Source organism: Isoalcanivorax indicus (genome assembly GCF_003259185.1).
In the GTDB taxonomy this organism is placed as follows: domain Bacteria; phylum Pseudomonadota; class Gammaproteobacteria; order Pseudomonadales; family Alcanivoracaceae; genus Isoalcanivorax; species Isoalcanivorax indicus.
The window spans coordinates 2,193,703-2,219,803 of record NZ_QGMP01000001.1; the positions used below are offsets into that span (position 1 = coordinate 2,193,703).

The following is a 26,101-nucleotide window of genomic DNA, read 5'->3' on the forward strand; positions in this document are numbered from 1 at the left end:
ACTCAGTCGCCGTAGCCCAGCGAGCGCAACGCGCGGCTATCGTCAGACCAGCCGGAGCGGATTTTTACCCACAACTCCAGCATCACCTTGCGTTCGATCAGCGCCTCGATGTCCTGGCGGGCTTCGGTGCCGATCTTCTTGATGCGGTCGCCGCCGCTGCCAATCAGGATTTTCTTCTGCCCACGGCGTTCCACCAGAATGGCCGCATTGATGCGCGTCACCGTGGGCGTGTCTTCCCACAGCTCGACTTCCACGGTGATCTGGTGCGGCAGTTCCTGGCCGAGCTGTCGGAAGACCTTTTCGCGGATCATTTCCGCCGCCATGAAGCGCAGGCTGCGATCCGTGATCTGGTCTTCGTCGTACCAGAAGTCTCCGGCTGGCAGACGTTGCGCCAGGGCGGCTTCCAGAGCGTCGAGGTTGTGCCCGCCGAGGGCAGACACGGGAATCACGTCAGCGAAATCGTACAGGGCACTCAGCCGCTGGATATGAGGCAGCAACGCGGCCTTGTCTTCCAGGCTGTCGACCTTGTTGATAATCAACAGTACCGGCACCTCGGCGCGCTGAAGCAGGGCCAATACATGCTCATCGGCGTCGGTCCACTTCAGGGCGTCGACCATGAAGCAGATCAGATCGATCCCCGCCAGGGCCGTCAGGGCCGACTGGTTCATCGCCTTGTTCAGGGCGCGCTGGGCGTCCTGATGAATGCCGGGCGTGTCGGCAAAGATAATCTGGTAGTCCTCGCGGGTCAGAATCCCGTGGATACGGTGCCGGGTGGTCTGCGGCTTGCGCGAGGTGATGCTGATCTTCTGCCCGATGAGGTGATTCATCAGGGTGGACTTGCCCACGTTCGGGCGGCCGATGATGCTGACCACGCCACAGCGGGTGGTCGAGGCGGACTCAGTCACGCAATTGCTCCTCAAGCCAGGCCAGGGCCTGGGCGGCCGCGGTCTGTTCTGCCCGGCGGCGGTTGCTGCCCCGGGCGGTTTCCTGATGATCATACCCCGGCAGGCGGCAGATCACCTCGAAGGACTGGCGCGGGGGCTGGCCGCTCACGGTCAGTATGTCGTATTCCGGCAGCGGCATCTGGCGCCCCTGAAGCCGTTCCTGCAGTTGTGTCTTGGCATCCTTGACGGTTTCGGTGGGAGACACGCCATCCAGGCGGTCACCGAACCAGGCGAGCACGCGCTCGCGGCATACCTCGGGGCCCGCATCCAGCCGCACAGCGCCGATAATCGCTTCCAGGGCGTCGGCCAGGATGGAGGCGCGCCGCTCACCGCCGCTTTTCATCTCGCCGCCCCCCAGACGAATGCAGGGGCCCAGGTCCAGCCCGCGGGCAACGTCAGCCAGGGTCTGGCCACGCACCAGGGCAGCGCGCATACGCGTCAGCTGGCCTTCGCTGGCCTCGGGAAAGCGCTGGAACAGCCAGTGGGCGATGATCTGCCCGAGCTGGGCATCGCCAAGGAACTCCAGACGTTCGTTGTTCACCTGACGGTGGGCGCTGCGGTGGGTCAGGGCCTGCTCGAGCAGGGCCTGGTCTGTGAAGTGGTAACCCAGCCGCTTGCACAGCCGGGTCAGTTCAAGCTCGGTCATCGGGTGCTTTTCTCGTAATCCTTCTGGAAAGCGATCACGAGATCAATATTCCCGAACAGTGGCTCACGGACTTCGTAATCCAGGCCGATATGCAGACGCCCGCCATCCTTGCTGATGGCCAGATCACGGGACGATACCGCCGTGACATTGTTGACCGAAAAACGCCGGTCGATGGCCTGCCGGATTTCGTTATCGGACTGCATGATGATGCGGCTGTCCTGCAAGGTATTATTGATCGCCGTATTGATCGTGCTGTATTCCAGATAGGCGGGAATAATGCGAATCGCCGCAGTGCCAAGCACAACGGCGATGACGATGACGACCATCCACCCGACCATGGACAGCCCACGCATACGCGATGGCAGTGTTGTCATTATTGTGTCTCCACCTCAACCTTGTCGATGGCCCCGTTACGGGAGAAGCTGGGCAATGACAGCCCCGGCCGCCAGTGCATCCAGATCATGAACGCCTTGCCGACGATCAGGTCTTCCGACACCGCGCCCCACATGCGGCTGTCGCTGCTGTTGTCCCGGTTGTCGCCGACCATGAAATAATGCCCTTCCGGCACTTCCCAGTCATTATCCTCGCTGCGCGACAGCGTCTGGCCTGTGAACCGATTCACGACAGACTCGGTGCGCACCAGATGGACTGCCTCTCCCAGCGTTTCGATATACAGGTCTTCACGGTAGCGGCCCGCGCTGCGGCTGTCGACCTGCTCGCGCTCGACCGGCTCGCCGTTGATCAGCAGCCGGCCATCGCGCTGGCTGACCACATCACCGGGCAGACCGACGACCCGCTTGATGAAATTCTGGTTCCGGTTCAGCGGGTAGCGAAACACCATGACGTCGCCCCGCTCCGGGTCGGCGATGCTGACGACGCGGGTATTGGTCACCGGCAGGCGTAGCCCATAGGCAAACTTGTTCACCAGAATGAAGTCGTTCACTTCCAGGGTCGGCAACATGGAGCCCGAGGGGATGGTGAAGGGCTCGACCAGGAACGAGCGAATCAGCAGGACCACCAGGAACACCGGCAGCAACGAGTTGGTGAACTCCACGGTCTCGCGCACGGCCTTGCCGCCACGCTCGCGCAACCGCCATTTCTTGTCCGCCAGCCACAGCACCCCCGAAACCAGTACCGCCAGCGTCAGCCAGAAGCCGATATCAATATCCATCAATCACTCACCTTGAGCACGGCCAGGAAGGCTTCCTGGGGGATTTCCACACTACCGACCTGCTTCATGCGCTTCTTGCCGGCTTTCTGTTTCTCAAGCAGCTTGCGCTTGCGGCTGACATCACCGCCATAGCATTTTGCCAACACGTTCTTGCGCAGGGCCTTGACCGTCTGGCGGGCGATGATCTTGTTGCCAATGGCCGCCTGGATGGCCACGTCGAACATCTGCCGGGGCACCAGCTCCTTCATCTTCTCAACCAGGATACGGCCACGATACATGGCCTGGTCGGCGTGGCAGATCATCGCCAGGGCGTCCACTTTCTCACCGTTGATCAGCACGTCCACACGCACCAGCCTGGCCGCCTCGAAGCGATCAAAGCTGTAATCCAGTGAGGCATAACCCCGGCTGCAGGACTTCAGCTTGTCAAAGAAATCCAGCACCACTTCCGCCATCGGAATGTCATAGGTGAGCGCGACCTGCTTGCCGAGGAACTGCATGTTCTTCTGCACGCCACGGCGCTCGACCGACAGGGTCATCACGGCACCGACATACTCCTGCGGCACCAGAATATTGACGCGGGCGACAGGCTCGCGGAATTCCTCGACCTTGTTGGTTTCCGGCAGGTCAGAGGGGTTGTCCACATGCAGAATGCTGCCGTCCGCCAGCAGCAGTTCGTACACCACCGTCGGCGCCGTGGTAATCAGGTCCAGATCGTATTCGCGCTCCAGACGTTCCTGAATGATTTCCATGTGCAGCATGCCCAGGAAACCCACACGGAAGCCAAACCCCAGGGCATCGGAGCTTTCCGGCTCATAGAACAGCGAGGCATCATTGAGGGCCAGCTTGGACAGGGCGTCACGGAAGTTTTCGTAATCGTCGGCACTGACCGGAAACATGCCGGCGTACACCTGCGGCTTGACCTTCTTGAAGCCAGGCAGGGCTTCCACTTCCGGGGTCTTGGCGTGGGTCAGGGTGTCGCCCACGGGGGCGCCGAGAATTTCCTTGATGCTGGCGCTGATCCAGCCCACCTCGCCCGCTTCCAGGACGGTGCGTTCGGTGCGCTTGGGGGTAAAGATGCCGAGCAGGTCCACCGAGTGGGTCTGGCCGGTGGATTTCACCAGGATCTTGTCGCCTTTCTTCAGGCGGCCGCGGGTCACTCGCACCAGCGACACCACCCCCAGATAGTTGTCGAACCAGGAGTCGATGATCAGGGCCTGGAGCTTGTCCTCGCGCTCACCCACCGGTGGCGGAATCCGCTCGACCAGCTGTTCCAGCAGATCTTCAATGCCGACCCCGGTCTTGGCCGAGACACGGCAGGCATCGTGGGCATCCAGGCCGATGATTTCCTCGATCTCCTGGATCACCCGCTCGGGCTCCACCTGCGGAAGATCGATCTTGTTCAGCACCGGCAGCACTTCCAGATCCTGCTCGATGGCGGTGTAACAGTTGGCCACGGACTGCGCCTCGACACCCTGGGCAGCATCCACCACCAGCAGGGCCCCTTCGCAGGCAGACAGGGAACGGGACACCTCGTAGGAGAAATCCACGTGGCCGGGGGTGTCGATGAAGTTGAGCTGGTAGGTCTCGCCGTTACGTGCCTTGTAATACAAGGTCACGCTCTGCGCCTTGATGGTGATGCCGCGTTCGCGCTCCAGATCCATGGAGTCCAGCACCTGCTCCTTGAGCTCGCGATCAGACAGCCCGCCGCAGACCTGGATAAAGCGGTCCGCCAGGGTGGATTTGCCATGATCGATGTGGGCGATGATGGAGAAATTTCGAATATGGCTGATATCAGTCACGCAGGAGCCTCAGGGTGGCGCGCAGTCACGGGCGCAGTTGCCGGTCATAAGGCGGCTGATTCTAGCGGATTTGAAGCCGTGGGGCGATGATGCCCCACGGCCGGGGAGCACTTATTCCTCGCTCTCGGCGTCGCCGTCGGCTTCCACCCGCAACGCCAGGAAGCGCGGGTTCTCGCCCCGCTGGATCAGCGCGGGCACCCAGGCGTTCTGCGGCAGGGTCGTCAGAATCTCTTCCAGTGCCTCAGGGTCATCCACCGTCATGTTGTTCAGGGTGCGCAGGATGTCACCCCGGCGGATACCCGCGCGGGACGCCGGGCCAGGCCGTACATCCGTAATCTTCACGCCGTGGTCCAGACCCATGTTCTCGCGCTCTTGCGCGGTCATGGGCTCCACAGTCAGACCCAGTGGGTCGGCTTGTACTTCGGGTGTTTCGACTTGCGCGTCGCGGCTGCGGCGACCGCCGTCTTCCGGCAATTCACCCACCGGCACCTTCAATGTCACCCGCTTGCCATCACGCATCACCACGGCCTCTGCCTCGGTGCCGGGCACCACACGCCCCACCACATGCGGCAACTGCGAGGAGCGGTGAATACGCTCGCCGTTGAACTCCAGCACCACATCACCGGCCTGGATACCGCCTTTCGCTGCGGGCGAGTCGGACATCACCTGAGCCACCAGCGCCCCGGCAGGCTTGTCCAGCCCGAACGACTCGGCCAGATCACGGTCCACGTCCTGGATCAGCACGCCAAGCCAGCCCCGGGCCACCCGGCCGGTCTCGCGCAGCTGCTTGACCACGTCCATGGCCATGTCGATGGGAATCGCAAAAGACAGCCCCATGAACCCGCCCGAACGCGAGACGATCTGGGAGTTGATGCCCACCACTTCGCCATCCAGATTGAACAGCGGGCCACCGGAGTTGCCCGGATTGATGGCCACATCCGTCTGGATGAAGGGCACATAGTTCTCATTCGGCAGGCTGCGACCCACGGCGCTGACGATCCCGGCGGTCACGGTGCTTTCGAACCCGAACGGTGCGCCGATGGCCAGCACCCAGGCGCCGACCCTCAGATCGCGGGACGAACCGATGCGCACCACCGGCAGGTCCCCGGCCTCGATACGCAGCAGCGCCAGGTCGCTCTGCTCGTCCTGCCCCACCAGTTCGGCTTCCAGTTCACGGCGATCCTGCAGGCGCACCAGTATCCGGTCAGCGTTACGCACCACATGGTAGTTGGTCAGGATGTAGCCATCGCGGGAGATGATGAAGCCCGAGCCCTGGGATTCGGCATCCCGGGGCGGGGTATCGAAATGGTCTTCCATGCCTTCAAAAAAGTGCCGGAAGAACTCCGGAACACGCTGCCCCTGGCCACGGCGCCCTTCGACACGCTGCAGGGTGCTGATGTTGACCACCGCATCCTGATTATCTTCCACCAGCGCGGTGAAATCCGGCAAGGTCCCGGCATGCGGCCGACAGCTGATCAACAGCCCGACCAGAAACACGAAAATCCAGCGTGCAGGCACTTGTGTCTTCATCAGATGTCATCCCCTGTTTTCCGACGTGGCATGCGTATCAGCGTCGCATGCTCTCAGTGATGGCAGAGCGAAACAGGCTGCGCGGCAGCGGCCGGCGCACCGGCCCGGCGGACGACCTGTGGATGCAGGGCGGGGTCGCGGGCGTGCTGTTGACTGTACCAGCGATTGACCAGAAAACCGATCGCCAGACCGGCAACGCCGAACGGTGCAGCCAGATCGCCGCCGGGCAGGCCGGACGGCAGCGCCGCACCGACCAGTGCCGCCACAAACATCAGCAGCAGCGGCACCAGATAAAGCATCACGGCGCCACGCAACAGCGCCCCTTCGGGGATACCCACGACCACGGCATCGTCCACCGCCAGCGTCAGGGTCGGGTTCAGCGCCCGCACCCGAGCCCGGGCACCGGCACGTTCGCTGTCCATCAGGCCATGGCCACAGCCCTTGCGGGCGCTGCAATCACGGCAGGCGCTGAAACGCAGCGTTTCCACCCAGACGGCGCCGGGCTCTACGGCCACTACGCGTCCGGATTCCTCAATCATTGCGCGGCATCCAGTCGCACACTGGCAGCCGCCAGCACGCGCTCGGCGGTGGCCTGCGGGATCTCTCCCACCAGCGTCACCAGCCAGGCACTGTCACCCTGCTCCAGGCGACGGCTGACCGCCACGGTAGGCCCCATGCGTGACATGCCCTCCTCGACCGTCGACTCGGCAGTGACCGGCTCGACAAACAAGGTGAACGAGGCGAGGCCATCGCCATAGGCCAGCGCGGACACCGGCACCTGCTCGGGCGTAGCCCGGCGCAGGTCACGGTCCAGCGCGGCAAAGCCTTCCGGCAGCCACTCGATATCAATCTCCAGACGCCCCTGCGGGTAGGCTCCCGGCTCCACCCCTTCGATGGCGGTTTCCATGGCCGCCTCCGGGGTGGCGAAATCGTCGGCGGTCAGCGTTGCCGCGGTGTCCAGCGCCACGAATTCCATGCGCTCCAGCACCATGCCACTGGCATCCACCATCTCGGATTTCAGCAGCAGCTTGCTGTCCTGATCGATCCACAAACGATAGCCATGCCGGTGGCTGTCCAGCGGCGCAATGCGCAGGTGCCAGGTCTGACGCCCGGCGACACGGCCTTCTCCGTCGAGCAGCACGTTGTACTGCTCCGGCAGGGCCCGGTCGAGACGATCCTGGAACGGCATCGGCGCCAGGCCGGACTGCGCTGGCAGGCGGGTAATACTGCGGTCGGGGTGGATGCAGATCACCTGGTCATCCCGGCGGATCAACTCGGCGAGTTGACCATCCAGATGCGTCAGGCGCTCGTACTCATGCCCGTCAATCACGGCATGCCGCACCTTCATGGTGGACAGCTCATTGCCGTGCATATAGAGAAAGCGGCCCTGGTAATCGAGGCTGCGATTCGCCTCGGCCATGGCCGCCAACAGCGTGCGGGGTTCGGAGTCAGACTGCGACGTGTCCGCGAAGGCCCAGGTCGACAACAGAATCGGCAACAGAGCAAGCCGCAGGGCAGCACGACGCAGCATGTGAGTCATCTCGTCTTACTTGTCCTGTTGCCGGGCATCCGCGCTGACCAGCCGGGCGTAGGGCACCATGCCCTGGCCGCCGTGGCGCGCTGCCATTTCACTGTGCCGGATCATCAGCGGATTGATCTGGCTCCCGGCGTCAGCCCGCAGGCCGTCGCTGCGCGGCGTCGCCGTCAGCCCCTGGCCGACCAGGAAGGCATCACCAAACGGCCGGCTGCGGGATTCCACCACCGGTGCAGACGCCACCATACCCGGCGCCTCGCCAGCGTGCTGCGCGCCCCAGAACTGCCAGCCCACGGTCACCGTCGCCGCTGCCACGGAGGCCGCCACGGCGGTCCGGGCGATACTTCCCAACCAGTGATTGCGGCTGCGCCCTTCGGCGTTCAATGCCGCGCTGAGACGCGCATTGAAGTCCGCCGGCACGGCCGCCACCGGCTGCTTGCGCGCGACATCGCCGGCCAGCTGCCAGCGCTGCCACAGGGCTGCACCTGTGTCGTCCAGATCACGCAGTATGCGCCGCGTCTCCAGTTCGCTGGTTTCACCGTCCAGCAGACTGGACAGCAGTTCCCGCTCGCGTTCTGTGCTCATGGCATCACCTTCTGCTTGCCATCAAGAAAGGCCTGGTGTCATTACCGCTGCATGAGCGGACGCACCACCTGATCTATCGCCTCACGGGCGCGGAAGATACGTGATCTTACCGTGCCCACCGGGCAATCCATTACCGCCGCGATGTCCTCATAGCTGAGACCGTCGAACTCCCGTAACGTTACCGCAGTTTTGAGCTCCTGGGGCAATCCGTTGATGGCCTCATGGATGGCGGTCTCAAGTTCATGGGACAACGCCAGTGACTCCGGGGTTCCAACTTCGTGCAATCCGTCGGCACCGATGAACTGCTCGGCGTCGGCGGCATCCACATCTGATCCGGGGGGGCGCCGACCGGCGGCCACCAGGTGATTCTTGGCTGTATTGACCGCAATGCGGTACAGCCACGTATAAAAGGCGCTGTCGCCACGGAAACGGGGCAAGGCCCGCCACGCCTTGATAAAGGCCTCCTGGGCGACATCCTGCACTTCATCATGGTCACGCACATAGCGGCTGATCAGCGCAAAGATCCTGTGCTGATACTTGCGCACCAGCAGATCAAATGCCCGTGAATCACCCTTCTTGGCGCGTTTGACCAGTTCCTCGTCAGTCACCCGTGCTCCCCCGACTGGCCGCTCGGGCCCTGAATGCGTGTTCAGATGCCCGCAGACGGCACAAGTTCCGTATTGGTGTCCGTGATAGCGTCCACGATAGCGTCATAGTCTCATCCCGACCGGTTCTCCGGTCGCGCTTGCAAAGCGGAGCATTGTAGCAAAGCCGCACTGGCGGCGTCCCCTGCCGCCCGCGCTGTTTTATGAATTGATACAGTCGGGCCGCGCCTGCGTTCACACGCTCGGGCATGGTGCGAATGCCCCGCCCTTCTTATACTGGCCGCCTGCCCAATGGAGCACTTATGGCCACCTTTCATCACGATGTTCTGATTATCGGCAGCGGGGCTGCCGGTCTGACCGTGGCGCTGCACCAGCCCGCCGACAGCTGCATCGCGCTGCTGTCCAAGGGCGAGTTGACAAGCGCCAGCACCTATTACGCCCAGGGTGGCGTGGCGGCCGTCATGGACCAGAAGGACTCGCTGGAGTCCCATATCAAGGATACCCATGTCGCCGGTGCCGGGCTGTGCCACGATGATGCCGTGCGCATGACCGTGGAACATGGCCCGGCGGCCATCAACTGGCTGATCGACCAGGGGGTGGGGTTCACCCGCTTCGAGGAAGACGGCCAGCAGCGTTATCACCTGACCCGCGAAGGGGGCCACAGCCATCGCCGCGTCATCCATGTGGCCGATGCCACCGGCCTGGCCATCTCCGGCGCCCTGATCGACCAGGTCAGGCAGCGCGACAACGTGACCCTGTACGAGCACCGCGTGGCCGTGGACCTGCTCCACGACACCGGCCCGGACGGTCGCCGCCGCTGCATTGGCGCCTATGTCCACGACAGTCTGCGCGGCCAGACTGATGTCTTCCTGGCCAAGTGCGTGGTGCTGGCCACCGGCGGCGCCTCCAAGGTCTACCTCTACACGTCCAACCCGGACGTGGCCACCGGTGACGGCGTCGCCATGGCCTGGCGCGCGGGCTGCCGGGTGGCCAACATGGAGTTCATGCAGTTCCATCCCACCTGCCTGTACCACCCCAAGGCCAAGTCCTTTCTGGTCACCGAAGCCATTCGCGGCGAGGGCGGGCGCCTGTTGCTGCCCGACGGCGAGCGCTTCATGCACCGCTTCCATGAGCGTGCCGAACTGGCACCCCGGGACGTGGTGGCCCGTGCCATCGACTTTGAAATGAAACGCCTGGGGGCAGACTGCCTGTACCTGGACATCAGTCATCGCCCGGCGGATTTCATCATCAACCACTTTCCCACGGTCTATGCCAAGTGCCTGCAACTGGGCATCGATATCACCCGGGAACCCATGCCGGTGGTGCCCGCTGCCCATTACACCTGCGGCGGTGTGATGACCGACCTGAACGGCCAGACCGATCTGGATGGCCTCTATGCCATCGGTGAGACCGCCTTTACTGGCCTGCATGGTGCCAACCGCATGGCCAGCAACTCACTGCTGGAATGCTTCGTCTTCGGTCAGGCGGCGAGCCAGCATATCGCCAGCCGTCTGGCGGACCTGCCCGCCCCCGAGGCGGCACCGGAGTGGGATGCCTCCCAGGTCACCGATTCCGATGAGGACGTCATCATCAGTCACAACTGGGACGAGCTGCGCCGTTTCATGTGGGACTACGTGGGCATCGTGCGCACGGTCAAGCGCCTGGAACGCGCCTCACACCGGATCGAGCTGCTGAAGCGGGAGATTGCCGAGTACTACTCCAACTACAGCATTTCCAATGACCTGCTGGAGCTGCGCAACCTGGTGGTGATCGGCGAGTTGATCATCCGTTCGGCATTGCAGCGGCGCGAATCCCGCGGGCTGCACTACATGCTGGATTATCCGGATACCCGTGCCGAGGTGGCCGACACCGTACTGGTGCCGGAGAATCCGGCACGCCCCTGACGCAGCGACTCACGCTGCCTGCAACAGCATCAGCAACCGGCGCCAGGCGTGCGCCGGCAGTTGATCGCGGTACACCACCCCCTCAGCAAACACCACGCAGCCGGGCCAGCGCACCGCCGACAGGGGCTGCTCATACACCACGCGCTGCGCCATGGGCTGTCGGCCCCGGCGCCAGGTGATCGATACCGCCGAGGGCCAGACGATCAACTGGATGGCGCATGGCCGACGCCAGGCCGCGCCGCACCACAGCAGCGTCAGGACCAGCATCACCAGCAGGCAGAACAGGGGGGATATCGTCTGCAGGCCGGAAAGCCAGCAGGCACACCACAAGGCAGGCAATGGCAGCAGCGGCATGACGCCCCGCCACCGCCCCGGCAGCACCTCAGTCTTTTGCCCCCACGAGGGTGAGCATGTGGCGGACGAAGGCATCCAGTTCTCCGTCATCAGGGCGACTCCGGCGGGTAAACCATTCGAACAGGTCCGCATCCTGACACGCCAGCAAACGTTCGAAGGTCTGCTGATGAGCAGACGTATCGTGCAGAAAGTGCTCGTCCAGATAAGCGTTCAGCACCACGTCGGTTTCCAGCAGGCCTCGACGGCACTGCCACACCAGGCGGCGCTTCCTTTCCTCGGCGGTAAGTCTCGGCATGGTCATGCGTTCCTGCCCATCTCGTTTGCAGCGGGAGTTGAGCGCGCATTATCGGTGCATTTTGCACGCTTTGCCACGAGGCCTCCCGCCAGGCCACCGCTCACGACGTACATTGTTCATGCACCGCGCTTCGCGTACCTTGCTTTAACACAGGGTGCACCACATATACTGCACCCGCTGTCAGCCAGGAGTGATAGATCATGTCCGCCATCCACGATACCCGCCCCGCCGCCTGGACATCGTTGCTCGATGACGCTGGCGCCCGGCGCGACCAGGACGGTATTGCGCGCGATCTTGGCACCCTGCCCGGCGACGCCGCCGCCGACATGGCCTATGCCTGTGACCACCTGCAACTGCTCGCCCTGCGCGGCCCGGATGCCGCCACCTTCCTGCAAGGCCAGGTCACGGCCGATATCCGCGATCTGAGCCAGCAACGCAGCCGCCTTGCCATGCACCTGAGTCTGAAAGGGCGCGCTCTGGTCAGCTTCCGCGTGCTGCCCGCCGAAGAGGGCCTGGATCTGCTGGTGCCAGCGACCATGGCCAGCGCCCTGCAGGAAAAACTGGGTAAATACATGGTCTTTTCCAAGGCCACACTGACCCTCGACACGCAGCGCGTGGTGATCGGACTGAGCGGCCCCGGCGCCTCCGAGACGCTGTCCGGTGCCGGCCTGCCCCTGCCCCGGGACAGCGACGCCTGGGCCAGCAACGACACCATCAGCGTGGTGCGTGCGGGCCACCGCTATCTGGTGGTCGCGCCCGTGGAAGACGCGCTGGACCTGTGGCCGTCCCTGACCGACGACCACGACACCGGCGCCGCCGACCATGCCCTGCTGGCCGACATCGCCGACGGTGAAGGACACATCTTCCCTGGCGCCGAGGATCTGTTCCTGCCGCAGGTGCTCAACTATGACCTGATCCACGGCGTCAGCTTCAACAAGGGCTGCTATACCGGCCAGGAAGTGGTGGCCCGGATGAAGTTCAAGGGACAACTCAAGCAGCGCATGCGCCGCTTGCAATGGGAAAGCGACCGACCGCTGCCCCCGGGCACCGTGCTGCGCAACAACGGCGGCCAGTCCGTGGGTGAGGTGGTGGTCAGTGTGCTGACCCGCCAGGGTGTGCAGGCCCTCGCGGTGCTGCGCCACGACGCCGAAGGCCCTTTGCTGGTGGACGGCCTGCCGCTGGGCCACCGTCCCGCGCCACTGCCCTACGCACTGCCCGAGGACGCGCCAGCCAACGACTGAGCGCAGCCTATGGGCTACGGGCGTGCCGATCTGGTTTACATGAGGGGGCGCAGGAAACCGAAGAAACGGCTGACCACGCCCGCCTGCACGCGGCGGCTGCGCAATGCCACTTCGGGAAACTCGCCTTCCGGTTCATAGTGCAGCAGAAAATCCGGATCATCCGGCAACACCGGGCGCCCCCCGTCGACCAGCGAATAATTCTGGCTCATGTGGGCGGGCCACAGGTCGAGGGTCGGCAGGCGCCGGGAGACACGGGCCGCCCCGCGATTGACGGCGCCCAGCACCGGCACCCGCGAGGGCGTCAGCCCGTGGGTCCAGCTGTTGCTGTCTGCCATCAATCGCTCCAGCTTGTCTGCCATGACGCCCGCGAAAGCAGCGTCATGGATGATCAGGCCATTTTCGGTGTTGTACACCTCCGAGCGCGGATCAAAATTGTGCGAGGTAATCACCGCCACTTCCCGGTCTATCACCAGCACCTTGCCGTGCACACTGACCCGCGGCCCGGGGCTGTCCGCCACCGGCGAGCGCGGATCACCGCTCATGGGCATGGCAATACCTGCCGCTTTTTCCTCGATCAGCAGATCGTAACGCGGCACATAATCGGCAATGTCCTCGGGGAAGGGGCGCAACTCGTGAATCGTCAGATGATGCTGGCGCAGCATCCGCTCGCGCTGGCGTCGACTGATGGCATAGACCGGGAAGGCATCCGTCGCGGCCAGCGAGTTGGTGCTGATACGCCAGGTCACTGCGGGGTCGCGGTGCTCACGCAGGAAGCGCTCGAAATCCCGCGACATGACCCAGTACGGGCTTTGCAGGTGGATGGAGTGCTGTGCTGAGGCCATCAGCGCGCGCAATTGCCCGGTGCTGTCTTCCTCCGGCTCCTGCGGTGCCACCCGGATCTTGTCCGGCGGATCATTGAAATAGCTGACCTCGCCCACCACATGGCCGAAATGCTCGATCAGTTCGGCCAGCCAGTCCGGATCACGCGCCAGATCAATGAACGGCGCGATGCGTGCCGAGCCGATCTCCGGCCACAATACCGGGCTGCCTTCCAGCGCCTCGGCCACATCGCGGGTGTGACGCGGCGACCGCACCCGGTCATGATCCCAGTAGCGGAAAAAACCCGCCTCAGCCTCGTGTACGATCTGCCCGGTGACCAGCACCTCGAAATCGATGAAATTCATGCGCGTGTCGAGATCGAAGTAACGCCCGGCCGTATTCCGCCCGCCGACAATCATGTGCCGACCGTCCACCGCGAACAGCTTGTTGTGCATGCGGTGGTTAAGCGTGCGGAAACAGCACAGGGCCGAGGTGATCACATGGCGACCGCGCGCCACCGCCAGCTCGCGCCGGGGCCCGCCCAGGGGATTGTACAACCGCACCTGGAAATTCGGATGGGCCATTTCCAGCGCCGCCTGCACGGCAGGGTCAGGCAACGACAACAGGGCGTCCACCAGGATATGGACCTCCACCCCTCGCCGGGCGGCGGCCAGCATTTCCGCCAGCAGCAACTGTCCGGCCTCGTCGTCATAGAGGATGTAGTTCTGTAACAGAATACGCTCGCGGGCGCTGCGGATCAGATGCAGGCGGGCAGCCAGCGCATCCGTTCCACGTTGCAGGGTAATCACATGATGACTGTCGCCGCTGCCGTCGTACAGGTCAGCCAGCGGGCTGTCGGGCGCACAGACACGGGGATGGCCCGGCGGGCAGGTGCGCTGGTCCTGCTGCAGGGCGGCCACGCGCTGGTCCATGCGGTCCGGGTCCACGGGTGTTGCGCTGCAGGCCCCCAGGCACAGCAGACTGATGATCAGGGCGACCCGCATGGCCACCTCCTGTCGGCAGACAATACCAGCCCTCCAGCACAACACAGCGAGCGTGACCAGCGCGCCAAACCCCTCATCATTTTTTGTGTATGATCAGCAAGCCAGAACCAAGGGAGACGACCCGTGATGCGTGTGCCTGCCGCGCTGCTGATTGTTCTACTGCTGTTACTCAACACCCTGATCCTGATCGGCCCGATGATGCTGATCGCCCTGCTCAAGCTGGTACTGCCCGGCCAGACGCTCAAGGATGCCTGTTCCCGTGCTGTCATGTGGATTGCCGAAACCTGGGCCGAGCTGTGCAAGGCCACCTTTGCCCTGCTGACGCCCACCCACTGGGACATCCGCTGCGACGTGCCGCTGCGCCAGGACACCTCCTATCTGGTCGTCAGCAACCATCAATCCTGGGTGGATATTCCGGCACTGGTACAGGCCTTCAACCGCAAGACACCCTATTTCAAGTTCTTTCTCAAGCAGGAGCTGATCTGGGTGCCGTTCCTCGGGCTGGCGTTCTGGGCACTGGATTACCCCTTCATGAAGCGCTACAGCAAAAGTGTGCTGGCAAAACACCCCGAACTGCGCGGCAAGGATCTGGAAATCACCAAAGCCGCCTGCCAGAAATTCCGGCGCATGCCCGTCACCGTGGTCAACTATCTGGAAGGCACCCGCTTTACCCCCGCCAAACATGCTGCCCAGCAGTCACCGTATCGCAATCTGCTGAAACCGAAAAGCGGCGGCGTTGCCTTTGTGCTGGGCGCCCTGGGCGAACAGATTGACGCCCTGCTGGATGTCACGGTGGTCTATCCGGACGGCCCACCCCCGGGCTTCGCGGACCTGCTGATGGGTCGGGTGCCACGGGTCATCGTCGATATTCGCGTCACACCGCTGGAGGACTGGCTCTGGCAAGGCGACTACGAGAACGATCGGCAATTCCGTGCGCGCATCCAGCGCTGGGTCAGCGACCTCTGGCACGCCAAGGATGCACGGATCGACGCCCTGAAACAGGCCAGCGGCTGACAGCGGCGACCGCCCCCTCTTACAGGTCAGCAAGAGGATGGCTGGCCGCCGGCAGTTCGAAAAAGCCGTCGATATAGCCCACCGGCACCTCTTCCGGCTTGTGGTAGCGGAACTGCGGCGCGCCATCCTTTTCGATCAGCAGCGCCCGCACACCCTCACGGAAATCCGGGTGCATGGCGCACTGCACCGACATGATCCATTCCATCCGGAACACGTCACCCAACGACAGATGCCGGGCGCGACGCAACTGCTCCCATACCAGCCAGGCGGTCTGGGCACAGCCACGCTCGAAGGTAGATACCGCCCGCTGCATCCAGTCGCTGTACCCCTTGCTGTGCAACAGGGCTTCGCCCACTTCCACCAGGGTGGCGCCATCACAGACACGATTGATGTCGTCAAAATGCTCGCGCACTGGCGAGGCAGGCGTCTCCTGCGGTGACGCTTCCCGCAACAGCCGGTGCACCAGCGCATGATCGGTGGCCGCATCGCCGCTCAGTGACAGTGCCTGCAGCGCCGACAACACTGCATCGCGACGCTCGGCGTGGATAAACACGTCGGCCATGCCCATGAACAGCGCGTCTCCGGCGTTCAGATGCACGCCGGTCAGCCCGGCAAACAGGCCGGTCTTGCCCGGCGTGCGATTGAGGAAGAAACTGCCGCCCACATCCGGGTACAGGCCAATGGTGATTTCCGGCATCGCCAGTTTTGTTTTTTCCGTCACCACCCGTTGCGACGCACCCTGCATCAGCCCCATGCCACCGCCCATGACAATGCCATGGGCCCAGCAGATCAGGGGTTTCTCATAGACATGAATCAGATGGTCCAGACGGTATTCACTGGCGAAGTAATCTTCGATAAACGCGTTGCGCTCGCCCACGGGCGTCATGCTCCGGTACATCTCGACGATGTCACCGCCCGCACAGAAGGCTTTCTCGCCCGCCCCTTCCAGCCAGACACAAGCCACCCGCTCATCGGCAGCCCAGGCGGTCAGCTGCTCATGCAGCAGATGAATCATCGGCAGGCTCAGGGCATTCAGGCTACGTTGGGCATTGAGCCGGGCCAGACCGATCACACGATCGGATTCACAGGGCAGTTCTTCAAAGACAACCGGGGCGTCGGTGCTCATCGACAGGCTCCTTCAGGCTATTGGTTTCAGGCGGACTGGCCAGCGATCAGGCGCAGAATGCTGGCAAAGTCCAGCCGCCCGGCCCCCTGCCCGCCGTGCAGACCATACAGGTTGCGAGCCAGTGCGCCCAGCGGCGTGCGGGTGCCAGCACGCAACGCATTGTCCATGGCCAGCCCCAGATCCTTGTTCATCAGATCCACCGCAAAACCGCCCTGGTAATCATTCGACGACGGCACCCCGTCCATGACACCGGGCCAGGGGTTGTAGACTTCCAGCGACCAGTTGCGGCCGGAACTGGCCAGCATGATCTCGGACAGCACCTTCGGGTCCAGACCATTGTCTGCGCCGAGTTGCAGGGCTTCGCAGGTGCCGATCATCTGGATCGCCAGCAGCATGTTGTTGCACAGTTTCGCCGTCTGCCCGGCACCACTGTCGCCCGCGCGGAACACCTTCTTGCCCATGGCCTCCAGCACCGGCCTGGCCCGCGCTACCGCGTCGGCCGGGCCGCCACAGATGAACGTCAGGGTCCCGGCCCGCGCACCGCCGACACCACCGGATACCGGCGCATCAATCATCACCCGCCCGCGTGCGGCGGCATCGGCCGCCACCGCCTTGGCGGTATCCGCGTCAATGGTCGAACAGTCGATAATCAGCGCCGTGGCAGGAATCTGCGCAAGAATGCCCTGCTCCCCCTGGTACAGCCCCGTGACCGCCGCCGCCGAAGGCAACATGCTGATCACCACCTCGGCCTCCGCCACGGTTGCAGCTGGCGACGCCCCGGTCTGCACGCCGTCACCCGCCACCAACTTGAGCAACTCGGCGGACAGATCGTACGCGGTCACCACGTGCCCGGCCTTGACCAGATTGATGGCCATGGGCCCGCCCATGTTGCCCACGCCAAAGAATGCGATCTTCATGCCTGTCTCCCTGTTGTGATGTCGATGGTGCGTCGATGGTGCTGTCAGCGCCCGGCCAGCAGATGCCGGGCAATGATGACGCGCATGATTTCGTTGGTGCCTTCCAGAATCTGGTGTACCCGGGTATCGCGCACATAACGCTCCAGCGGATATTCGCGGATATACCCGTAGCCACCGTGCAGTTGCAGCGCGTTGTTGCAGATATCGAAACACAGATCGGTGGCCAGCCGCTTGGCCATGGCACAGGCCGCCGTGCGATCCGGCAGACCCGCGTCGAGCTTCCACGCCGCCTGACGCACCATCAGCCGCGCCGCCTCCAGCTCGGTGGCCATGTCCGCCAGACGGAACTGCACCGTCTGGAAATCCGCCAGCGGCTGATCGAACTGGCGCCGCTCACTGACGTAGGCCAGTGACTGATTCAGGGCCGCCTGCGCCGTACCCAGCGAGCAGGAGGCAATATTGATCCGCCCGCCATCCAGCCCGCGCATGGCAATACGAAAACCCTCGCCTTCTTCACCCAGGCGATAACGCGCCGGGATGCGCACGCCCTCGAGCTGCACCTGCCGCGTCGGCTGGCTCTTCCAGCCCATCTTGTCTTCATTGCGGCCATAGCTCACACCCGGCGCATCGCCGGGAATCAGGAAGCAGGAAATGCCTTTCGCCCCCGCCTCGCCGGTACGCGCCATCAGCACCAGCACATCGGTGCTGCCGGCGCCGGAAATAAAGGCCTTGCTGCCCTCCAGCACATAGTCATCGCCATCACGACGCGCGCGGGTTTTCAGCGACGCCGCATCCGAACCCGCATTGGGCTCGGTCAGGCAGTAGGACGCCAGCGCGTCCCCCGACGCCAGGGCCGCACACCATTCGTCACGCACGGCATCACCGCCGAAGGTGGCCACCATCCAGGTCGCCATGTTGTGAATGGTGATATAGGCCGTGGTCGAGGTGCAGCCCTCAGCCAGCACCTCGAAAATGAGGCTGGCATCCAGGCGCGACAACCCGAGACCGCCCTGCGCTTCCGGGGTGTAGAGCCCCATGAAACCGAGCTGTCCGGCCGCGCGCAACACCGGCACCGGAAAATGGCTGTTGGCATCCCAGTCTGCGGCATGCGGCGCCAGTTGTTTTTCCATGAACTGGCGCGCGGTATCGCAGTAGGCCCGTTGCGTCTCGCTGAGTGAAAAGTCCATGGCTTACTTCAGGCTGATGGTCATGTTGGCTTCGTGCACCACGTCATCGTCCGGCCAACGCGAGGTCACGGTCTTGGTTTCGGTGTAGAAACGCACCGCCTGCTTGCCGTAGGCGTGCAGGTCACCATAGAAAGACCCTTTCCAGCCGGTAAAGGAGAAGAACGGCAGCGGCACCGGAATCGGCACATTGATCCCCACCTGCCCGACTTCCACCTCATGCTGATACTTGCGCGCTGCCGCGCCACTGGCCGTAAAGATCGAGGTGCCATTGCCATAGGGGTTGTTGTTCACCAGCGTGATCGCCTCGTCGAGGGAATCGACACTGGTGCAGCACAGCACCGGGCCGAACACCTCTTCGCGATAGATTCGCATCGACGGGGTCACATTATTGAACAGCGTCGGTCCGACCCAGTTGCCGTCCGGGTAGCCGTCCACGGTGCAGTCACTGCCGTCCAGCAGGCATTCGGCGCCCTCCTCACGGCCCGCCGCAATCAATGCCAGCACCCGCTCCTTCGCCTGCGGACTGATCAGCGGCCCGTAACCGGCGTCCTCATCATTCCAGGCGCCGGGGCGCACCTTCGCCAGCGCATCGCGCAGCGCCGGAATCATGTCCTTCGCCTTGCCGACAAACACCGCCACCGAGATCGCCATGCAACGCTGCCCGGCCGCGCCCACGGAAGCGCCCACCAGTTGATTGACCACCTGCTGCGGATTGGCATCCGGCATGATTACCATATGATTCTTGGCCCCGGCAAAACACTGGGCGCGCTTGAGATTCTGCGTCGCGGTGCGATAGACATGCTGGCCCACCGGCACCGAGCCCACAAACGACACCGCCCGCACGGTGTCGTGATTCAACAGCGTGTCCACCTGCGTCTTGCCGCCATGCACCACCTGCAACACCCCTTCAGGCGCACCGGCTTCAAGGAACAGCTCTGCCAATCGCACCGCCGTCATCGGGTCCTGCTCCGACGGTTTGAGCACAAAGCTGTTACCGCAGGCGATGGCCATGGGAAACATCCACAACGGAATCATGGCCGGAAAGTTGAACGGGGTGATGCCGACACACACGCCCAGCGGCTGAATCCAGGAATGCGTATCCACACCACGGGCCACGTTCTCGACCGTCTCGCCCATCATCATGGCGGCCACATTGGCGGCCTGCTCCACGACCTCGATACCGCGCCAGACGTCTCCCTTGGCATCGGCAAAGGTCTTGCCGGTTTCCTGCGACACCAGCTCACCCAGTTCATCATGGTGCTGCTTGAGCAGATGCTGGTAACGCAGCATCACCCGTGCCCGCTCCGACACCGCAACCTCGCGCCAGCTGAGAAACGCCTCGGCAGCACTGGCGAGCGCTTGCTGCATCTCGGCGTCGGTGGCCATGGGCACCTCCCACAACACCTTCTGCGTGGCCGGATCGGTCACCGGCAGCCAATCGGATGAGGCGCTTTCCTGGAAAGCACCGGCAATGAGTTGCGGCACGCGGCGGGTCATGGGCTATCTCCTGGGTCGGTGGGCCGTTCCTGCAAACCCCTGTTTTAGCACACCCGGGCTTGCAGGTAAGATGGCATTCCTTGCACGAGATGGACTTTATTGCATGCTGCACACCTCCAACTGGCCCCTGCCCGCGCACGGCGAACGGGTCCTGCTGCCCCGCCCGCTTACCGACGCACTGGCCCGCCACCCGTTGTCTCGCGACTGCCACCCGCTGGCCTTCGGCTACTACCCCAGCGCCCGGGGCCACCAGATGGCACGCCAGACGCCGGAGGATCATCTTGTGATTTATTGCGTGGAAGGCGTGGGCTGGGCGACCTGCGGCGAGCATCGCGAAACGGTACAGCCGGGCGACATGCTGCTGCTGCCGGCGGGGCAGCCGCACGCCTATGGCGCCTCTTCAGCCAATCCCTGGAGCCTTTACTGGATGCATCTGGGCGGCGATCGCGTCCCGGACCTGTTTCAGCATGTGGGGCTGACGGGGCGCTGCACGGTCGGCCTGCACGAGCGGCTGGTCTCCGACTTCCGGGCGCTGCTGGCGCTGGCCCGGGGCGGCTACCGCGAGACCGCCTTCCTGCACGGCGCCGACCTGTGCCGCAGCCTGCTGAGTTATGCGGCGTTACTGCGCCAGCGCGCCAGCGACGACAACGAGGGCCATTTGGACCTGGACCGCCTGCACCACCTGATGGCCAGCCAACTGGACACCCGCCCGACCCTGGCCGACCTGGCCCGCGCCGCAGGCCAGCGCTCGCCATGGCAGTTCATCCGCCGCTACCGGGCGCTGACGGGACAAACGCCGATGCAGGCGTTCCTGCATCGCAAGATCGAGCGGGCCTGCTATCTGCTGGACGTGAGCGATCTGACGGTGGCGGATATCGCCCGGCAACTGGGGTATGACGATCCCTATTACTTTTCGCGGCTGTTTCGGAAAATTACCGGCGTGAGTCCGCAGCGGTATCGGGTTGGGGGGGCATGATCTCGTTGTTTTCCATTCTTTTCTGGTCAGGTGGTTGTGGCCCTCGGGGGGCGGGTAAGGGTGTTCAGGACACGCCGTGAATACCTCCCTGTAGGCTTGCGTTCGGCATCCATGCCTCTCGACAGTCCTGAACACCCTTACCCGCCCCCCGAGGGCCGTCACGCGCAGCCTGGTCAACAGCTTCCAGCCAACCGAAGGCTTGATTCTTCCGCTAGGCCGGGCTGAGCAGCACGAACAAAACGTTCCGTTGGCTGGTGGCTTGTTAAACGGGCTGCGCGTGACGGCCCGCAGGGGTGGATGTCCCCTTTCAGGACCTTCGAGAGGCATGGATGCCGAACGAGAGCTTACAGGGATGTACTTGCAGCGTGTCCTGAAAGGGGACATCCACCCCTGCGGGCCATCACCACCACACCACCAAAACATGGCACCTCAATCCAGACGCCAGTCGATCGGCGCCTCCCCACGATCCATAAGGTATTCGTTCACCCGCGAGAAATGCCCGCAGCCAATAAAGCCACGGTGCGCCGACAAGGGCGAAGGATGTGGCGCCGTGAGGACCAGATGGCGCTGGCGATCAATCAGGTTGCCCTTCTTTTGCGCGTAGCTGCCCCACAACAGGAATACCAGCCCCTCACGGCCTGCATTGAGACGCTCGATCGCCCTGTCGGTAAAGCGCTCCCAGCCCCGCCCCTGATGGGACGCCGCCTGGCGCTGCTCCACACTCAGCACCGCATTGAGCAACAGCACCCCCTGCTCGGCCCAGCGTTGCAGGCAACCATGCCCCGGAATCGGCAGACCCAGATCGCGGTGAATTTCCTTGAAGATGTTGACCAGACTCGGCGGCGGGGGAACGCCTTCCGGCACAGAAAAGCTCAGGCCGTGCGCCTGGCCAGGACCGTGATAAGGGTCCTGGCCCAGAATCACCACACGTACCGCGTCGAACGGCGTGCTGTTGAAGGCGTTGAACATCAGCGGACCAGGCGGGTAGATCACCTTGCCCTGGCGTTTCTGATCACGCAGGAAGGCGCGTAGCGCCTGCATGTAGCCGCTGTCGAACTCCGCAGCAAGCTGCTGTTTCCAGCCTGCCTCCAGATCGATGCCCCGTTCCTGCTGTGTCATACCGCCCCTTAACCCTGACCAGAGTGGACCAGCAGATTGAGCAGGTGGTGGATACGCGCGCGCACGTCGGCCTCACTGTACTGATCCGGCGAGGCCAGCAGTTCGTATTCCAGGTGCAGCAGCGCGCCGTACATCAGCTCCGCGTCCAGCGGCGGCGCAGTGGTGCCCAGCTTTTCACAGGCGCGCACCAGCACTTCAATCTGTTTGGCCTTGTACAGGTCGGCCAGGCCACGCAGGCGCTCGTCCAGCACGGCTTCGTGCATGAAGGCCTGTTCGGCAATCAGGTGGTCGCGCTTGTTGGTGACTTCGCCAACGACATAAGCAGTGGTCATCTCGGCCAGCATGTCCAGCAACTGTCTGCGCGCTTCGGGACTGTCCGCCACTTGCGGTGGCGCGCCATCGATCAGTGCAAAGGCCTGGTCGCGGAACGGCTCGATGACTTCCTCCATGGCCTGCTCGGCGAACAGGGTGAAGGTGTCAGAGATGAGGTCGGTAATGTCCTTGAAGTAATAGGTGGTGGCGGATAACGGCACATCGGCTTCGGCGGCGACAGCGCGATGGCGCACACTGCGCACCCCTTCACGTACGATCAACCGCAGTGCGGCTTCGAGAATGGCCCGGCGGCGCTGTTCGCTGCCCGCCCGGCGTGCCTTGCGTCCCTGATACTGGATTGCAGACGTCATGTACTGCCCTTTTTGATTGTGGTGGATCCCTGAACTGTTGCAGGTTGCCCCACCCCGCGGGGCTGCACCGCCCTGACAGCGGTGCCCTGCTACCCATCAGCGGCCCGTCGGCCGCATATGAGGAAAGAGAATCACATCCCGGATGGAAGGCGAATCGGTAAAAAGCATGACCAGTCGATCAATGCCAATTCCTTCACCTGCTGTGGGCGGCATGCCGTACTCCAGCGCGGTCACGTAATCCTCGTCATAGAACATGGCTTCGTCGTCGCCGGCTTCCTTCTCGGCCACCTGATTGCGGAAGCGCTCGGCCTGATCTTCGGCGTCGTTGAGCTCAGAGAAGCCGTTGGCAATCTCGCGGCCGCCGACAAAGAACTCGAAGCGGTCGGTGACGAAGGGGTTCGTGTCCGAGCGGCGCGCCAGCGGCGAAACTTCGGTCGGGTATTCGGTGATGAAAGTGGGCTGCATCAGGCGATGCTCCACGGTCTTCTCGAAGATTTCGATCTGCACCTTGCCGAGGCCGTAGCCGTCCTTGAGCGGAATGCCGAGTGCCGAGGCAATCTCGCGGGCACCGGCTTCGTCCGCCAGCTTGTCCGCCTGGATATCCGGATTGAACTGCAGGATAGAATCGAACACGGACAGGCGCGCAAACGGCTTGCCGAAATCGAAGACCTCGCCCTGATAGGTCACAGTGGTATCACCGAGCACGTCCTGCGCCAGAGTGCGCAGCATGTCTTCGGTCAGGTCCATCAGGTCGTTGTAATCGGCGTAGGCCTGATAGAACTCGACCATGGTGAATTCAGGATTGTGCCGGGTAGACAGGCCTTCATTGCGGAAATTGCGGTTGATCTCGAACACACGATCAAAACCGCCCACCACCAGCCGCTTCAGATACAGCTCCGGCGCGATGCGCAGGTACATGTCCATATCCAGGCTGTTGTGATGGGTGATAAAGGGCCGCGCGGTGGCGCCACCGGGAATCACCTGCAGCATCGGTGTTTCGGCTTCATAGAAGCCACGATCAGCCAGATAACGACGAATACCGCTGATCACCTGCGCACGAATACGGAAGGTGCGCCGGGTGTCCTCGTTGGTCATCAGATCAACGTAACGCTGGCGATAGCGAATTTCGGTGTCGGTAAGCCCTTTGTGTTTTTCCGGCAGCGGCCGCAGTGATTTGGTCAGCAGACGATGCTCGTCCATCATCACATACAGATCACCCTTGCCGGATTTGCACAGCTTGCCACGCACCCAGATGATATCGCCCAGATCCCAGTGTCTGGTGTCCTTCTGTACCTCTTTGGTGGCGTAGATCTGGATGCGGCCGCTCTGGTCCTGCAATACCTTGAAGGCCTTGCGATCCAGCATCAGGCGCCCGGCCACAGACACGGTAATGCCTTCGGCTTCCAGGCTTTCCTTGTCGCGCTCGCCGTACTGCGCCAGCAGATCGGCGGCCTGATGTTCCGGGCGGACATCGTTGGGGAAGGCCTGGCCCTGCTCGCGCAATGCGGCCAGTTTTTCGCGCCGTTCGGCAATCAGCCGGTTTTCATCCAGTTGTTCAGTCATTTTTCACCCGCAGGATTACAGCCCCGATTTCAGTGAGGCTTCGATAAAGCGATCCAGATCACCGTCCAGCACCGCCTGGGTATTACGTGTCTCGACGCCAGTGCGCAGATCCTTGATGCGCGCATCATCAAGCACATAAGAACGGATCTGGCTGCCCCAGCCGATATCCGCCTTGGTATTTTCCAGGCGCTGCTTCTCGGCGTTGCGTTTCTGCATCTCCAGCTCGTAGACACGGGCCTGCAGCATCTTGATGGCCTGATCCTTGTTCTGATGCTGGGAACGACCACTCTGGCACTGCGTCACCACGGTATGTTCTTCGCCCGTGTCCGGGTCCTTGAACACATAGGTCAGACGCACCGCCGAGTCGGTCCGGTTGACGTGCTGACCGCCCGCGCCGGACGCGCGGTAGGTGTCCACCCGCACGGCCCCCATGTCGATGTCGATATCGATGTCGTCGTCCACTTCCGGTGACACGAAGACCGAACTGAAAGAGGTATGACGGCGACCGCCGGAATCGAACGGCGATTTGCGCACCAGCCGGTGCACGCCGGTTTCCGTACGCAGCCAGCCGTAGGCGTATTCGCCCTGCACGTGGATGGTGGCACTCTTGATGCCGGCCACTTCGCCAGCGGAGGCTTCCACCAGTTCGGTCTTGAAGCCGTGGGCTTCGCACCAGCGCAGGTACATGCGCAGCAGCATTTCGGCCCAGTCCTGGGCTTCGGTGCCGCCGGAACCGGCCTGGATGTCCACATAGGCGCTGTTGGCGTCCATTTCACCGGCGAACATGCGGCGGAATTCCAGATGGGCGACCTGGGCTTCAAGCTTGTCCAGTTCACCGGCCAGTTCCGCGAGCATGCTCTCGTCTTCCTCGTCCACCGCCAGTTCCAGCATGGCTTCGCTGTCCTCGAACCCGCCGGCCAACTGGTCCAGCGTCTCGACAACGCCGCCCAACTGGGCGCGCTCACGCCCCAGGGCCTGGGCTTTCTCGGGGGTATTCCAGACGGCGGGATCTTCGAGCTCGCGCTCGACTTCGGTCAGACGTTCACGCTTGCCAGCGTAGTCAAAGATACCCCCTCAGCGCGTCGGTGCGCGCCTTGAGGTCGGCCAGCTGGTTGCGCAGCGGATTGATTTCCATAGAAAAGCGTTCCGGTTGAGGGTCAACGGCCAGGCCCGGAGGGCCCGGCAACGAAGCACGCGATTCTACCGATTAGCAGCGTGACTGGCTATTCCGAGAGCTCGTAGACGTGATAGGACTCCGGGCGCAGCATGTCCACGGCGGTACCACAGAAGACCGCATGATCAGGAATCCCGTCGCCGGTATGGAAAACCCGGAAGCGGCGCGCCACCTGGTCGTCCTCGATCACGCTGCCCGCAGGCACTTCCACCCATACATAGAGCAGGCGCTCCTGCTGGCTGAAGGCGACCTGCCGGACCACCCCTTCGGCGTCCATTTTCAGGGTCTGTATCTCGTTCCCGGTCTGTAGCCGGTGTTTGTGCATGGTTTTCACTGGGGATCTCCCTTGTTCAATGAAACGCCCGCCTTGTGGGCGGGCGGCAGACTCATGGTAACGGCATCACGCGTTGCCCG

At 63.3% G+C, this 26,101-nt stretch carries 26 protein-coding genes; 4 read left to right on the forward strand and 22 right to left on the reverse strand.

Annotation, left to right across the window (positions count from 1 at the left end; all coding sequences use genetic code 11):
- Window positions 1-2: 2 nt before the first annotated feature.
- From era to rpoE, 10 genes are all read right to left on the reverse strand, one after another.
- Entirely contained in the window at window positions 3-905 is a 903-nt protein-coding gene (gene era / locus DKW65_RS10010) for a GTPase Era (RefSeq protein WP_111657104.1), read from the reverse strand.
- Entirely contained in the window at window positions 898-1,590 is a 693-nt protein-coding gene (gene rnc, locus DKW65_RS10015; RefSeq protein ID WP_111657105.1) for a ribonuclease III, read from the reverse strand. The genes era and rnc overlap by 8 nt, the downstream gene beginning before the upstream one ends.
- Complete coding sequence (locus DKW65_RS10020) at window positions 1,587-1,964, reverse strand: DUF4845 domain-containing protein (RefSeq protein ID WP_245932464.1); 378 nt, start codon at window positions 1,962-1,964, stop codon at window positions 1,587-1,589. Before DKW65_RS10020 ends, rnc begins: the two co-directional genes overlap by 4 nt.
- A complete protein-coding gene (gene lepB / locus DKW65_RS10025) occupies window positions 1,964-2,761 on the reverse strand; it encodes a signal peptidase I (protein ID WP_111657107.1) in 798 nt (265 codons plus the stop codon). The genes DKW65_RS10020 and lepB overlap by 1 nt, the downstream gene beginning before the upstream one ends.
- Entirely contained in the window at window positions 2,761-4,560 is a 1,800-nt protein-coding gene (gene lepA / locus DKW65_RS10030; RefSeq protein ID WP_111657108.1) for a translation elongation factor 4, read from the reverse strand. The genes lepB and lepA overlap by 1 nt, the downstream gene beginning before the upstream one ends.
- Window positions 4,561-4,671: 111 nt before the next feature.
- Window positions 4,672-6,090, reverse strand: a complete 1,419-nt coding sequence (locus DKW65_RS10035; RefSeq protein WP_111657109.1) for a DegQ family serine endoprotease — start codon at window positions 6,088-6,090, stop codon at window positions 4,672-4,674.
- Window positions 6,091-6,143: 53 nt separating this feature from the next.
- Window positions 6,144-6,629 (reverse strand): SoxR reducing system RseC family protein, encoded by a 486-nt coding sequence (locus DKW65_RS10040; protein WP_111657110.1) that lies wholly within the window; start codon window positions 6,627-6,629, stop codon window positions 6,144-6,146.
- Window positions 6,626-7,621 carry a MucB/RseB C-terminal domain-containing protein gene (locus tag DKW65_RS10045; RefSeq protein ID WP_111657111.1) on the reverse strand — a complete coding sequence of 332 codons (996 nt, stop codon included), beginning with the start codon at window positions 7,619-7,621 and terminating at the stop codon, window positions 6,626-6,628. Before DKW65_RS10045 ends, DKW65_RS10040 begins: the two co-directional genes overlap by 4 nt.
- A 15-nt stretch (window positions 7,622-7,636) precedes the next feature.
- Window positions 7,637-8,209, reverse strand: coding sequence for a sigma-E factor negative regulatory protein (locus DKW65_RS10050; RefSeq protein WP_111657112.1), 573 nt, complete (start codon window positions 8,207-8,209; stop codon window positions 7,637-7,639).
- Between the two features lie 41 nt (window positions 8,210-8,250).
- Window positions 8,251-8,817: an RNA polymerase sigma factor RpoE gene (gene rpoE, locus DKW65_RS10055; protein ID WP_111657113.1), complete on the reverse strand. Its 567-nt coding sequence runs from the start codon at window positions 8,815-8,817 to the stop codon at window positions 8,251-8,253.
- A gap of 299 nt (window positions 8,818-9,116) precedes the next feature.
- Between rpoE and nadB the strand changes: the two genes are divergently transcribed.
- Window positions 9,117-10,718: an L-aspartate oxidase gene (gene nadB, locus DKW65_RS10060; protein ID WP_111657114.1), complete on the forward strand. Its 1,602-nt coding sequence runs from the start codon at window positions 9,117-9,119 to the stop codon at window positions 10,716-10,718.
- A 9-nt stretch (window positions 10,719-10,727) separates the two neighbouring features.
- Here nadB and DKW65_RS10065 read toward each other — a convergent pair whose 3' ends face one another.
- Window positions 10,728-11,072: a hypothetical protein gene (locus DKW65_RS10065; RefSeq protein WP_111657115.1), complete on the reverse strand. Its 345-nt coding sequence runs from the start codon at window positions 11,070-11,072 to the stop codon at window positions 10,728-10,730.
- A 28-nt stretch (window positions 11,073-11,100) separates the two neighbouring features.
- Entirely contained in the window at window positions 11,101-11,367 is a 267-nt protein-coding gene (locus tag DKW65_RS10070) for an FAD assembly factor SdhE (protein WP_111657616.1), read from the reverse strand.
- Window positions 11,368-11,567: 200 nt separating this feature from the next.
- Here DKW65_RS10070 and ygfZ point away from each other — a divergent pair, with 200 nt between their 5' ends.
- Window positions 11,568-12,608, forward strand: a complete 1,041-nt coding sequence (ygfZ, locus tag DKW65_RS10075; protein ID WP_111657116.1) for a CAF17-like 4Fe-4S cluster assembly/insertion protein YgfZ — start codon at window positions 11,568-11,570, stop codon at window positions 12,606-12,608.
- 35 nt (window positions 12,609-12,643) lie between these two features.
- Here ygfZ and DKW65_RS10080 read toward each other — a convergent pair whose 3' ends face one another.
- The gene (locus DKW65_RS10080) at window positions 12,644-14,431 is read right to left on the reverse strand and encodes a phospholipase D-like domain-containing protein (protein WP_111657117.1); all 1,788 of its coding nucleotides are present in this window, start codon (window positions 14,429-14,431) and stop codon (window positions 12,644-12,646) included.
- A gap of 126 nt (window positions 14,432-14,557) precedes the next feature.
- On the opposite strand from DKW65_RS10080, the gene DKW65_RS10085 reads away from it, so the two are divergent.
- Complete coding sequence (locus DKW65_RS10085) at window positions 14,558-15,445, forward strand: acyltransferase (protein ID WP_111657118.1); 888 nt, start codon at window positions 14,558-14,560, stop codon at window positions 15,443-15,445.
- A 19-nt stretch (window positions 15,446-15,464) separates the two neighbouring features.
- Here DKW65_RS10085 and DKW65_RS10090 read toward each other — a convergent pair whose 3' ends face one another.
- Genes DKW65_RS10090 through DKW65_RS10105 form a run of 4 tightly spaced genes read right to left on the reverse strand, consistent with a single transcriptional unit; the run spans window position 15,465 to window position 20,172 of the window.
- Entirely contained in the window at window positions 15,465-16,571 is a 1,107-nt protein-coding gene (locus tag DKW65_RS10090) for an enoyl-CoA hydratase/isomerase family protein (RefSeq protein WP_111657119.1), read from the reverse strand.
- 26 nt (window positions 16,572-16,597) lie between these two features.
- Window positions 16,598-17,488, reverse strand: coding sequence for a 3-hydroxyisobutyrate dehydrogenase (mmsB, locus tag DKW65_RS10095; protein WP_111657120.1), 891 nt, complete (start codon window positions 17,486-17,488; stop codon window positions 16,598-16,600).
- A gap of 44 nt (window positions 17,489-17,532) precedes the next feature.
- Window positions 17,533-18,675, reverse strand: coding sequence for an acyl-CoA dehydrogenase family protein (locus DKW65_RS10100; RefSeq protein WP_111657121.1), 1,143 nt, complete (start codon window positions 18,673-18,675; stop codon window positions 17,533-17,535).
- Window positions 18,676-18,678: 3 nt separating this feature from the next.
- The gene (locus DKW65_RS10105; protein WP_111657122.1) at window positions 18,679-20,172 is read right to left on the reverse strand and encodes a CoA-acylating methylmalonate-semialdehyde dehydrogenase; all 1,494 of its coding nucleotides are present in this window, start codon (window positions 20,170-20,172) and stop codon (window positions 18,679-18,681) included.
- 103 nt (window positions 20,173-20,275) lie between these two features.
- Between DKW65_RS10105 and DKW65_RS10110 the strand changes: the two genes are divergently transcribed.
- Complete coding sequence (locus DKW65_RS10110; protein WP_111657123.1) at window positions 20,276-21,148, forward strand: AraC family transcriptional regulator; 873 nt, start codon at window positions 20,276-20,278, stop codon at window positions 21,146-21,148.
- A 429-nt stretch (window positions 21,149-21,577) separates the two neighbouring features.
- Here the strand turns inward: DKW65_RS10110 and ung are convergent, their stop codons facing one another.
- The 5 genes from ung to DKW65_RS10135 all read right to left on the reverse strand — a co-directional run bounded on the left by ung (window position 21,578) and on the right by DKW65_RS10135 (window position 26,012).
- Window positions 21,578-22,267, reverse strand: a complete 690-nt coding sequence (gene ung, locus DKW65_RS10115) for a uracil-DNA glycosylase (protein ID WP_111657124.1) — start codon at window positions 22,265-22,267, stop codon at window positions 21,578-21,580.
- A gap of 8 nt (window positions 22,268-22,275) precedes the next feature.
- Window positions 22,276-22,950, reverse strand: coding sequence for a TetR/AcrR family transcriptional regulator (locus DKW65_RS10120; RefSeq protein ID WP_111657125.1), 675 nt, complete (start codon window positions 22,948-22,950; stop codon window positions 22,276-22,278).
- 96 nt (window positions 22,951-23,046) lie between these two features.
- Entirely contained in the window at window positions 23,047-24,513 is a 1,467-nt protein-coding gene (gene lysS, locus DKW65_RS10125; protein WP_111657126.1) for a lysine--tRNA ligase, read from the reverse strand.
- Between the two features lie 15 nt (window positions 24,514-24,528).
- Window positions 24,529-25,648 (reverse strand): peptide chain release factor 2 gene (gene prfB, locus DKW65_RS10130; protein WP_111657127.1). Its coding sequence is split into 2 segments (ribosomal slippage): window positions 24,529-25,575 and window positions 25,577-25,648, totalling 1,119 coding nucleotides; the frame shifts between segments, so codons are not numbered across the junction.
- 88 nt (window positions 25,649-25,736) lie between these two features.
- Entirely contained in the window at window positions 25,737-26,012 is a 276-nt protein-coding gene (locus DKW65_RS10135; RefSeq protein ID WP_245932503.1) for a DUF7352 domain-containing protein, read from the reverse strand.
- Window positions 26,013-26,101 lie beyond the last annotated feature (89 nt).

Coding starts and splice junctions, on each gene's coding strand:
- DKW65_RS10080 (WP_111657117.1), bottom strand. CDS start 14,431: ATGCGGGTCGCCCTGATCATCAGTCTGCTGTGCCTGGGGGCCTGCAGC.
- rnc (WP_111657105.1), bottom strand. CDS start 1,590: ATGACCGAGCTTGAACTGACCCGGCTGTGCAAGCGGCTGGGTTACCAC.
- lysS (WP_111657126.1), bottom strand. CDS start 24,513: ATGACTGAACAACTGGATGAAAACCGGCTGATTGCCGAACGGCGCGAA.
- DKW65_RS10105 (WP_111657122.1), bottom strand. CDS start 20,172: ATGACCCGCCGCGTGCCGCAACTCATTGCCGGTGCTTTCCAGGAAAGC.
- DKW65_RS10065 (WP_111657115.1), bottom strand. CDS start 11,072: ATGCCGCTGCTGCCATTGCCTGCCTTGTGGTGTGCCTGCTGGCTTTCC.
- mmsB (WP_111657120.1), bottom strand. CDS start 17,488: ATGAAGATCGCATTCTTTGGCGTGGGCAACATGGGCGGGCCCATGGCC.
- DKW65_RS10135 (WP_245932503.1), bottom strand. CDS start 26,012: ATGCACAAACACCGGCTACAGACCGGGAACGAGATACAGACCCTGAAA.
- DKW65_RS10050 (WP_111657112.1), bottom strand. CDS start 8,209: ATGAGCACAGAACGCGAGCGGGAACTGCTGTCCAGTCTGCTGGACGGT.
- DKW65_RS10120 (WP_111657125.1), bottom strand. CDS start 22,950: ATGACGTCTGCAATCCAGTATCAGGGACGCAAGGCACGCCGGGCGGGC.
- ygfZ (WP_111657116.1), top strand. CDS start 11,568: ATGTCCGCCATCCACGATACCCGCCCCGCCGCCTGGACATCGTTGCTC.
- DKW65_RS10090 (WP_111657119.1), bottom strand. CDS start 16,571: ATGAGCACCGACGCCCCGGTTGTCTTTGAAGAACTGCCCTGTGAATCC.
- DKW65_RS10110 (WP_111657123.1), top strand. CDS start 20,276: ATGCTGCACACCTCCAACTGGCCCCTGCCCGCGCACGGCGAACGGGTC.
- nadB (WP_111657114.1), top strand. CDS start 9,117: ATGGCCACCTTTCATCACGATGTTCTGATTATCGGCAGCGGGGCTGCC.
- DKW65_RS10045 (WP_111657111.1), bottom strand. CDS start 7,621: ATGCTGCGTCGTGCTGCCCTGCGGCTTGCTCTGTTGCCGATTCTGTTG.
- lepB (WP_111657107.1), bottom strand. CDS start 2,761: ATGGATATTGATATCGGCTTCTGGCTGACGCTGGCGGTACTGGTTTCG.
- DKW65_RS10070 (WP_111657616.1), bottom strand. CDS start 11,367: ATGCCGAGACTTACCGCCGAGGAAAGGAAGCGCCGCCTGGTGTGGCAG.
- DKW65_RS10100 (WP_111657121.1), bottom strand. CDS start 18,675: ATGGACTTTTCACTCAGCGAGACGCAACGGGCCTACTGCGATACCGCG.
- DKW65_RS10035 (WP_111657109.1), bottom strand. CDS start 6,090: ATGAAGACACAAGTGCCTGCACGCTGGATTTTCGTGTTTCTGGTCGGG.
- ung (WP_111657124.1), bottom strand. CDS start 22,267: ATGACACAGCAGGAACGGGGCATCGATCTGGAGGCAGGCTGGAAACAG.
- DKW65_RS10020 (WP_245932464.1), bottom strand. CDS start 1,964: ATGACAACACTGCCATCGCGTATGCGTGGGCTGTCCATGGTCGGGTGG.
- DKW65_RS10040 (WP_111657110.1), bottom strand. CDS start 6,629: ATGATTGAGGAATCCGGACGCGTAGTGGCCGTAGAGCCCGGCGCCGTC.
- DKW65_RS10085 (WP_111657118.1), top strand. CDS start 14,558: ATGCGTGTGCCTGCCGCGCTGCTGATTGTTCTACTGCTGTTACTCAAC.